The 10837-nt window shown below is 33.4% G+C and carries 8 protein-coding genes, 1 pseudogene and 1 riboswitch; all 9 genes and pseudogenes read left to right on the top strand.

Annotated features, from left to right (window positions below):
• Positions 1–168 precede the first annotated feature (168 nt).
• Positions 169–244: riboswitch (cyclic di-GMP riboswitch) on the top strand.
• Positions 245–595: 351 nt separating this feature from the next.
• Positions 596–2161 (top strand): GTPase, encoded by a 1566-nt coding sequence (locus ACTNAO_RS12230; RefSeq protein ID WP_441029394.1) that lies wholly within the window; start codon positions 596–598, stop codon positions 2159–2161.
• 14 nt (positions 2162–2175) lie between these two features.
• Entirely contained in the window at positions 2176–3066 is an 891-nt protein-coding gene (locus tag ACTNAO_RS12225; RefSeq protein ID WP_441029391.1) for a GTPase, read from the top strand.
• A gap of 24 nt (positions 3067–3090) precedes the next feature.
• Positions 3091–3525 (top strand): hypothetical protein, encoded by a 435-nt coding sequence (locus tag ACTNAO_RS12220; RefSeq protein WP_441048078.1) that lies wholly within the window; start codon positions 3091–3093, stop codon positions 3523–3525.
• Positions 3526–3528: 3 nt separating this feature from the next.
• Positions 3529–5289, top strand: a complete 1761-nt coding sequence (locus ACTNAO_RS12215; protein ID WP_441048076.1) for a hypothetical protein — start codon at positions 3529–3531, stop codon at positions 5287–5289.
• Positions 5289–6410: a radical SAM protein gene (locus ACTNAO_RS12210; protein ID WP_441029382.1), complete on the top strand. Its 1122-nt coding sequence runs from the start codon at positions 5289–5291 to the stop codon at positions 6408–6410. Before ACTNAO_RS12215 ends, ACTNAO_RS12210 begins: the two co-directional genes overlap by 1 nt.
• The gene (locus ACTNAO_RS12205; protein WP_441029379.1) at positions 6400–8100 is read left to right on the top strand and encodes a B12-binding domain-containing radical SAM protein; all 1701 of its coding nucleotides are present in this window, start codon (positions 6400–6402) and stop codon (positions 8098–8100) included. The genes ACTNAO_RS12210 and ACTNAO_RS12205 overlap by 11 nt, the downstream gene beginning before the upstream one ends.
• A gap of 15 nt (positions 8101–8115) precedes the next feature.
• Positions 8116–8976, top strand: a complete 861-nt coding sequence (locus ACTNAO_RS12200; RefSeq protein WP_441029376.1) for a hypothetical protein — start codon at positions 8116–8118, stop codon at positions 8974–8976.
• Positions 8977–10347 (top strand): hypothetical protein, encoded by a 1371-nt coding sequence (locus ACTNAO_RS12195; protein ID WP_441029373.1) that lies wholly within the window; start codon positions 8977–8979, stop codon positions 10345–10347. It begins immediately after the preceding gene.
• A 37-nt stretch (positions 10348–10384) separates the two neighbouring features.
• A pseudogene (locus ACTNAO_RS12190) lies at positions 10385–10837 on the top strand (hypothetical protein); the annotation flags it as partial.

Below are 10837 nucleotides of genomic sequence, written 5' to 3'. Positions count from 1 at the left end.
CCATATAATTGTGGATAATTTCATAAAAACATAGCAAAAATGTGAATTAATATAAAAAAGTTAAATTTACAGAAAAAATGGTCAGATAAAAAAATTTACCTTTCAGGTCTGCCTATATAAGGCGAGATTTGACAGTATACGAGTGTGGGTGTAAAATATACAATATATTTATATATTTGGCAAAGTATGTGAAAACATATGACGCAAAACTATAGGGACTGTAGAATGTCAGCCAGTTGCAGAATTGTTTATGAGAGGCAGTCTTTTTCTTTTCGGAACTAGGCTGTGTCTTTTTTTGTATCGTATGAGGTGAACTATAAGTGGAAATTTAAAGATTTCCGAGTTTTCAGAAAAATAGGGAATCAAGGAACGGAGAATTAATACTTTATGTTTAGAGGGACGCATAGAGGGTGCTATTAAGTTTGGAAACACCTGGGCAATCCCAGAAAATGCGCAGAAACCGAAAGACGAGAGAATTAAATCGGGAAAATATATTAAGCAAAAAGAAAAATTCGAAGATGACAAATAGTGTCACCTAAATAAGGTACAATAGAAAAAAGTAAGCCCTAGATAAAAAGTAAAGGAGGTAATTGTGTTGGGAAACGAAAAAAAGCAGGACTTTGCAACTAGACTTAGTAATGTGGCACAAAAGGTTGTAGATTTTATTGATAGCGAGATACCAGATTGCTCAGCTTACTTTACAGATAAAATAGAAGAAGGCGTATTGGAACTGCTAAATGTTGATAAGCCAAAAGTAATGGTCTATGGAATATATAACAGCGGTAAGAGTACGTTGATTAATTCTTTGTGTAAAGAAAAAGTTGCAGAGATGGCAGATAGACCAATGACAGATCAGATAAGCGAGTATGATAGGGGTGATTATTACTTAGTAGATTCTCCAGGCGTTGACGCTCCGATAGAACATGAATTGGTCACGGAAGAATATCTTAACAAATGTCATATTATTTTATTCGTCATCAGCAGTAAAGGTGTGTTTGAAGATAGAGCAAATTATCAAAAACTAGCAAATCTCGTAGTGAAGGATATTCCGTTTATTATTGTCCTAAATGACCGTGGAACTGCTATAGATAAATCTTGGAGTGAGGAAGAAAAGAAAAAAGCCAAATTTGATCACGATCAAGAATTAAAAGTAATTCAATACAAGATAATCCAGAATCTGATTAAAGAAAGCCGGGATAATAAGATAGTAGACAAATATGAAGTGATAGTTTTAAATGCAAAAAAAGCATTGACGGGGATAATACGAGAAAAACCACAATTATACGCTGCTAGTGGGGTGGATTTTCTTGAACGAAGGATAGGACAGATTATAAGTAATGATGCTTCGATAGCGGCATTATTTAAGCAACCAATTGTCAATTTGAAGGAATGCTTAGCAGAAGTTGAAAAAATAATTACTCAGTCCATTAGTGGAAATTCTTTTGAGGATTTTGGCTTGAAGATAAGCATAATTGAAAGTAATAAAGAAAATCTTTTACAAGAATTGAAGGTTATGATACGTCAGATTGTAAACAGCCATACAGATGAGCTGACTAACTCTTATATGAATGGAGATTATGAGGTTTTTGAAAGTGTGGTAAATACTGTATTTCGAGATACAGATAGTTTATATTCGGACTATACTAATAAACTATTAGTTTATTTTGAACGTAATTTTAAGGGATTCAATTTGTATTTGAATCCTATGTCAAATTTAGTATTTGATCCTTATGATGTGAAACAAAAAGGAAAAGTTAGTTCTGGAGAGTCAATAGAAGAATACAAAATGGAAGAACTACCAGAGGAGAAAAAAGGATTTTGGGACTTTTTAAAATCTCAAAAGAAAAGAGAACAAGAGAAAAAAGAGCGTATGGAGGCTGAGGCAAGGATCAAAAATGAATATGCACAATATAAAATGCAGGAGCAGATTAGAAAGAAGCAAGAAGCAAGGCAGGCTGCTACTTGTGATTTAGATGATTTGTGCAGATTAATGATTGATATTGTCACCACTGGTATACATGAAAAATATGATGATTTAATTTCGAAGATACAGGAAATTGATTGCTTAAATAAGCAGAATTTAGAAAATGGAAATCGTCAAATGAAAATATTACGTGAAATACGTAATGAGGTAATGTCAATCGAGAATGCTATGGTTTAGGAGAGTGATTTAGGATGATGAAACTTTCAAAAAAAGAAGTGGCCGATATTGCAAAGTACTGCGGGCAAGAGTACTCAACAAGGTATCTTGGTATACAAAATAGAGCGGACGAACAAATTGTAAAGATTGTAAACACAGGTATGGTTAGTTCGGGAAAAAGTAGCCTTTATAATGTCTTGATAGATAGTATTGAGAATGAGCATTTTCCTACTGGTGCTGCAAGAACTACAACGATGTCTAGTTATTATGACGTAAATAATATTTCGTATATTGATACTCCGGGAATTGATGTCAGATCAGAGGATGATGCATTAGCTTTTAGTACAATTATGGAAGCGGATATTATCATGATGATTCATAATATCAATACAGGCCCACTTGTAAGAAGTGAAGCAGAATGGCTTGAGCAGATTGTAAGGAAGATGAGTGGTTTAGATGCATGTAAGGCTCGATTAATATTTGTCTGTACATGGAAAGATACAGTAGAAAAAGATGATGATTATCAAGATATTATTGATGACGTAAAGAAAGCTGTTTTTGAAATAGTGGGTATTGAAATTCCATTTTTTGAAGTATCAGTAAAAAAATATCTTGATGGAAAGAAAAAAGACAAGCCTATTCTTGTTAATAAAAGTGGAATTGCAGAATTGAAAGAATATCTGGAAGGATATGCGGAGGAATATCTGCAAAAGAAAAATGAACTAGATGAAGCGGAATTGGCTGAACTGTTGATAGAGGTTCACAGTATTTTAGTGAATAAAAAAGCTGAGAAGGATAAAGAAATTAAGAAAATATCAGACAGAATTAAGCAGACGGCAAAATCAAAAAGAAGTACATGGAAAGATATTTTTACTTATTTTTCATCAAAAAGAAAACATTATGATCAGGAACTCAAAAATATTTAATCCTGAGAGTTTGGAGGTATATACATGGCAGTAATATTTGCAGTTGTGGGTGGAGGTGCAGTTGTTGGTATTGCAACAACACCAGTGCAGGGAGATAGCAATTATAGCGATTATGATAATTATAGTAACTATAGTAACTATGATAATTACAGTAATTATTCAGATGCTGCAGAACGACAGCGTAGGAGAAGAGAGGAAAAGGAACGAGAGTTAAATAGCCTGAAATGTGAGATTAATCAATACAAATCAAGTAGTGTAAATCCACAGTTGACATCAAGTACACTTAAAAATCAGCCTGGAATTACGGTTGATGTAGATGCTGTGGAAATTGACGGAAATAATACAATTAATACTTTTGAGAAGAGTAGAACAGAAGCGGAAAGTGCTGAATTACGTGTTGAATCAGAAAGAATAGATAAGCTTCTTAGCAAGATAGATAAAGTACTTGAGGAGGAATAATAAATGGCAATGGTAGATTGTATAAACAATTTTGTGGACACTATGGTTGCGCAGCAAGATCAGTTTAAAAATCTTCAAAACGCTGTGTCAAGGAAGGAAAATGAGGTAGCACAAGTATTAGATATTCTAGAAGCGAATGAAAAAAGCATTATTGATGGAATAAGAGAAAAAATAGAAAAATCAAATGATGAAGGAATGAATGAGATATTCCAGCAGACATCACAAAGTTTATTAAATACAATGAGTGATTCCAATAATAAAATCAAAGAAGCTGTCAAGGGAATGACGTTCATTCAGGACTTTGAAAAGCATTTCACGGTATCTGTTTTTGGAAAAGTTAAGGCTGGAAAGAGTTATTTAGGCAATTTTATTATGGGTAATTCTATTAAAAAGGCAGGCATTGCAACTTCATTTGATTCACTCGGGGAAATGCCGGTACATGTCTATGACAGAGGAAAAATGTATGAGGCAAAGAAAATCACAACAGAGGATGAAGCGAAGGAATGCAATGGTGCTGAATTCTACGTGAACAAGAGCGAGGCAACGAGTACAATTCAATGGGTTAACATTGGAGGAATGTGTTGGTTTGATACCCCGGGAATTGGTAGTGTTACAATTGAAAATGAAGAATTAGCTAAAGAGTATGTGAAAAATTCGGATTTAGTTATTTTTGCATGTAATTCAGATGCTGCAGGTACAAGACAAGAGTTTTCGGAAATAAAACAGTTACATGAAATGGGTAAGCCTATTTTATTGTTACTTACTCAGTCTGATACATATGAGTTTGATGTTGATGATGATGGAGAAGAAATTAGTATTTTGCGTCCTAAGTCTGAAAAAGATAGAAAAGATCAGGAAGAATATATGCTTACAACTCTTCAAGAGCAGGGAATGGAAGATGTTTTAAAGTATGCTAACATTTTGACTGTTTCTGCAAAATTGGCGAATGAAGCACTTGCGGCTGGTGATGAGGAAATGTTTGAGCAGAGCAATATGCGCAAGTTGTTATCCATTTTAGTTGATATTACGCAAAACGATGCTGCAGAAATGAAAAGAAATACGCCAAAGAGTAGAATAAATGAGATGATTGACAGTATTATAAGTGATCTTCGTTTGGTTAATGAATCAATTAGTACTGTATGTGGAAAAATCAACGATAGTAAAAGAGAACTTGAAGACAGAAAAGACTGGATGTTGGAACAAATCAGAGCATCAGTAAATGTTAAAGTAATGGAAATTCTTTCAGTGGCTAAGGCACAGGTTGAACGAGACAGAAAAGAAATTTCTGAAAATGAATTAAGCGATCAGATTAACAAAGCTGTTTCAGATGTAATCATCAAGGTGTGTACGGAAGAAGCTATAAGTCAAACAGAGAAAATACCTGATCTAAATCTTAATTTAAACGGAATTGGCGATATGAGAATGAAACAGGATAGTATCCCATATGAATATGTTTCTGTTACAGAGGTTCCAAGACCACCAAAGGGATTATTGGAGAAGGTTGGTAAATATATCTTTAAAAAGGAATACTACACTACGAAGAGTACAACTGAAACAAGATATTCAACATTTGATATTGGAGTAAATGATAATGAAATAGCCAATAATATTATCCTTCAACTTGGTTCAGCATTTTCTTCAACAATTGATAATTATATAGGTTATTTGACCAAGGGATATTATGAGCCAATTGAAATTCTTGAAAGAAAAACTACAAGTGAGATAAGTAATGCAATTACAAAACTTGAAGGAATGAGAATGTAATGTTTACAGTCATTATTAAAGGAACAAATGGTTGCAATCTTGATTGCAGCTATTGTTCTTTAGGGAAAAAAACAAAATGTGAAATGGCAGATCAAGATATGCTATTTCAGATAATGAAATTTGCTTGTGAAGAAGCAAAGAATAAAAAAGATAGTGCAGTTACAATTATTTTGCATGGTGGTGAGCCAACATTAATTGGCTTGAATAACTATGCCTATGCAATAGAAAAAATCAATAGTGAATATAACGAAATGAAGATAGATTATTCCATGCAAACAAACGCTTGGAATATTTCAGATGAATATTTGGAATTTCTTAAAAAATATAAGGTTAATGTTGGCGTATCGATTGATGGAGCAAAAGAAGTTCATGATATCGAAAGAAAAAGCTGTGGCGGGAAAGGAACATTTGAAAGAGTTTGCTACAACATTGATAGGATGCTAGATGAAGGAATATCAGTATCTTGTTTAATGGTTTTAACAAGTCTTGCATTGAACAAAAATTTTGAGTATTTGCAGTTCTTCGCTGAAAGAAATCTGCACTTAAAGATAAATCCATTGCTTAATTATGGAGAGGTGTATGACCACCCAGAATTATCTTTAGGCAAGCAACAATATGCAGAGTATTTAATTAGAATTTATGAGTACATTATCGAAAATTCAATCAATGTAACAATTTCTCCTATTGATAATATTTTGAAGGCCATTTTATCGGATGGAAAAATTCATGAGTGTACGTTTAATCCGGTTTGTAATCGAAATTTTGTATGTGTGGATCATATGGGAGATGTGTATCCATGCGGAAAGTACTCGGATCTAAATGAATATAAAATTGGCAATATTTTTGATAAATCATGTTCTCTTAATCAATCGGAAATTATTAGTCGATTAATAGAAAGAAGAACAGTAAATATGCCAAAGGAGTGTAGATCATGTAAGTATGTTGCAATGTGCAATGCTGGATGTAATGCAGAAGCTAGTATTGATGGGGATATAGGAAAACCACCTTTATTATGTGAGGATTATAAAGTGTTATTTAATTATTTTTTACACGATGGATTACTGTTTTATAGGAAAAAATTAGAGCAACGCAGAGAGGAGATTCTTAAGAATGGAGTATGAAATCCTATTGATTAATATTTCAAGAGATTGTAGTGGCTATTCTTCTAGCTTTAGAGATAGTATAGGCCAATATTTGTTAGCAGGTTATATTAGAAAGTATAATTTTAAAGGCTTTGTATTTTCGGGAAATATAAAAGAATGTAAAGATAAAATTGAAGATGCTATATGTAATAAAAGGGTTCCTATTATAGGGTTTTATGCGGCTGCGGATAATATCAGAATAGTAGCACATACAATTACATGGATAAAAAAAGAATATCCCTTTGTAAAAACTTTAGTTGGAGGACCACAGTCAATTGCTTTAGATAATAATTTTTTTAATGTGACCAAGAATGATTTTGCCATTATAGGTGAAGGGGAAATACCATTACTATTTTTATTAGAAGCCGTTGTAGATAAGACAAGAAGTCTGGATACAGTTCCTTCATTAATATGGAAAGATGCCGATACAGATCAGCTAATTATCAATCATTGTGATAATGCTGTTATTCAAGATTTAGATTCGATACCATTTCCCTCAATGGATGATAGCTTGATGGGAAATCTAAGGCAAGGACCTATAGTTGGAATTATTACTGGTAGAGGATGTCCTTATCAGTGTACATTCTGCTATGAGGGTGCTAATGCCAAAAATGTAAGATTCCGAAGCATTGATAACGTGATGGAGGAAATAGACTACATAACTTCATTGAATCCAAGAATGGAATACATCAGTATTTATGATGATACATTTACATTAAAGGATGAGCGAATATTGGAATTCTGTGACAATATGCGCAAAAGAAAGCTCATGTGGTTTTGCGAAGGTCATATTACATTTGTTTTGAATCATCAGGAGACTCTTAAAACTATGATTGAAAGTGGTCTTTCCTGTATTCAGTTTGGTATTGAGAGTGGGAATAATGATGTTCTGTCTTTGTATAATAAACATACAAATTATGAAATGATAAATAAGTGTATTTCAATATGCAAAAAGCAAGGAATTTCAGGTATTACAGGCAATTTTATAATAGGTGGAGCAAATGAAAGTGCTGAATCCATTGAAGATAGTAAGCGGCTTGCTAAAGATTTGATTAATAATGCTAAGGGTATAATTGAACTATATGTGGTATATTTTGCTCCTTATCCTAATACGAAAATAGTAAATATGCCGGAAATGTTTTCAATGAAATTACATCCAGAATTGGAACAATACAATTTGAATACAATGAGATCACCTGTAGTTGAGACAAGAGGTCTATCCACAAAGGAAATATACGAAAAAAAGCATGAGTTTGATGAGTTCCTGCAAGCGCAATACAAAGAAGCTGCAAAAAACCCAGATAAGAGAGATGTTATCCAAGGATTGTTTCATGATGGAGTAAGAATACATTTAAATCCTACATGGGAGAAATATTATTTAGAGCAGCCACATGTTGTTACATTTCTTGAGCATCTAACTTTAGAGGAACAAACCTTTTATCAGGACAGATATATTATTAGAACTTTTGAAGATGTTTTGATTGATGGAGAAAAATTAATTACAGAAGTTGGGGTATTTGAGGATGTAGCAAAGGAGGTTCTTCTTAATGCCACAGGAATATTATCTGCACAGGAAATAGCGATAAAATGTGAAATATCAATATCTGAGATGGAAAAGCTATTTTATGAATTAAATAATAGATGTTTAGTTTATATGAGCGAGTTTTAATACGGAGGTGTTTTTATGCTAAATGCAGACTATAAGGATCAGGCGATTAGGGACTTACAAAAGATAAATACTGAATATCTGAAAGTTTTTAATGCGGCGGTTCGTAATATGGAGAATCTCCAAAAGACAAGAAGGACATATGCAATTCGTACAATTTGTGAAGTGGAGCGGTTTGTAGTTAAATTGGCAAATAGACCACGAGAGTTTGAAAATCAGCTAGGAAATATACAGTTAAGATATAAAAACTATATGGAAACATATAATAGATTGCAGGAAGAACAGAAAAAAATTATGCTTGAACAACCTAATATGAAGAATGGAATGGCTGGAACATTAGGTGGTGTTGCTGTTGCAACTATGGCTCCTTCAGCGGCTTTATCAGTCGCAATGACATTTGGAACAGCTTCAACAGGAACTGCTATTGCATCTTTATCTGGTGCTGCAGCGACAAATGCTGCATTAGCGTGGCTTGGAGGAGGCGCAGTAGCTGCAGGAGGAGCTGGAGTATTAGGTGGACAAGCATTAGTGGCATTAGCTGGACCGGTTGGTTGGGCAATAAGCGGTGCATCTCTTATTGGAAGTCTTTTAGCAATTAATATATCTAATAAGGAAATAGCAAAAAAAACAGAAGAAAGCATTATTGCAATCAAAAAAGAAATGGAAAGAATAAAGGAAATAGATAAAACTGTTCGAAGTTGGAATAAGGAAACTATTCAATTAACAAATGGTATTTCAAAACAGTTGAACAAAATAGGTCAATTCAGAAAAAAAGACTATTTACAATATACTAACGATGAGATGATGGAATTACAAAGTTTATTTAACACTACGGAAATTCTTTCAAAAAAAATTGGGGAAACAATCGGAGGAAAGTAAATGGCTACAAACTATAATGTATTGGATAAAAGAGAAAGAGAAGTGCAGTGGGGCAACGACAAATGTGATAAGTATGATTATATTATTGCTGCCAGTTGTGGTGCATTAGCGGGATTAATTGATATTTTCTTTGTAGGAGGAGCAACAACTAAAGTTACTGAACTTGGTAAACTTGGAAAAATGACAGATGCAGCAACGGACGAAATAGTCAAAAAGATTGCTAAGGCGTTAGGTTGGAGTCCTCGTCCTGGAAAAGAAAATAATATGTCATCCGCAATTTCATTTTTAGAGAAAAAATTCCCTGTGCCATATGAGCATACAAGTACGAAGGAAGTGGGGGGATCTTTCCAAATGAGTGCAAAGAATCATCATTTTAAATCACTTGCACACTCACCTGATCCAATTGGACTTTTTTTCTCGATACTAGACCAATTTACCAATAGTGGGAGCTTTTTATCTGATGGTCAATTAATCAGAGTAAGTTCGGAAGGCCGTGGATTTGAACTTCAGGGGACAGATTTCATTTCAAAATTATTCTGTGGATTTTGCAATTGGATTGGACATTTAATTTCCGATGTCGCAGGAAGTAACGGAAGTCGAGCTGTTGGAAATATTGGTAGAGGAACAGGATTACCGATTTCATTTATGGAATTATTCTTACTATGTGATTTTGGAAAATTCCAAATTGGAGACGATAGACAGTCATTGTCGGTATTAATGACAAGAGCATTTCAGGAAGGCTATGATTTACGTCATGGTGGTGCAATGGCAGTTCCTGTTATTTTGGAAGAATTAATGATAAGAGTCCTTTGGGCTATAAAGAGAAAATTTTATCATAAAAAAGATTGGAAAGATTGTATACCAAACGAAAACCATGCTGATCTTAGAATTATGTTATTAGTTGGTAATGGTACGCTGTGCTTATTTGATGGTGTAGATGCTGCAATTAGATCAGGTGGAAATGCTTTGGTATTCGTTTTGCATATGAATCTAGTTGCTTGGGCACGACTTATTATCTTGGTATTTAAAGAATTGAGGATTAGATATGGAACTAAGATAGATGCAGCTGTGAATAAGTATATGGCAGAATTTGGATTGAATGACAAGTATGCTTTGAAACAATACTATGATAGGCTAAACGCTGTTGACCAAGAACTTGCTCAAGCTTTAAAATCTTATATTGTAATGGTTGAGAAGGAATATCAGGAATTTATTGATGGAATTGATAAAAGTCTTAACCCTTTAAATGGAACTGCTTTAGATCGAAGTAGGAATAGTGTTGAATTTGCAAGAAAACAACGTGTAGCAGAGAAGCGAATATTTAAGAATCCTGATGAATTAAGATATTGGTTAGGGGAAGGATGGAAATGATATGGATAGACAGTAAAAGAATACCATAACCCTTGATATGTATGATAGATTATGTGAAGGAAAGATAATCAACAAGTCTATTGAAGCTCATAATTTTGGAGTGGATGAACGTTCAATTCAAAGATACATTGATGATATAAGGGCTTATTTAGAAAACAAGAAATCACTTCACAATGGAGATAGCAGAACAAAGAATAAAGATAAAATAGAAGTTGCAAATAAATATATAACTGCAGGATATTGTATCTCTTTAGTTTTAAAAATAGTTAAACTTGGTAGATCTACATACTATTATAATATAAACTATAAAGTTAAAGATGAGGACAAGGTAAAGCCCGCTGGGCGTAAGCCAATAGGATATTCTTTAACTAAAAATAATAAAAAAGTATGTGATGATGAAATTAAGGATTATATTATAGAAGGTATTAATGGAGATGCTCAATATTATGGATATAGAAAAATAACACATTATTTAAGACGTACATATAAT

The sequence above is a fragment of the Clostridium sp. HCP1S3_C6 genome (genome assembly GCF_052066735.1).
Classification (GTDB): Bacteria; Bacillota; Clostridia; order Clostridiales; family Clostridiaceae; genus Clostridium.
Note: the sequence above shows the minus strand (reverse complement) of the source record. Positions and strands in the feature narration are given on the sequence as shown.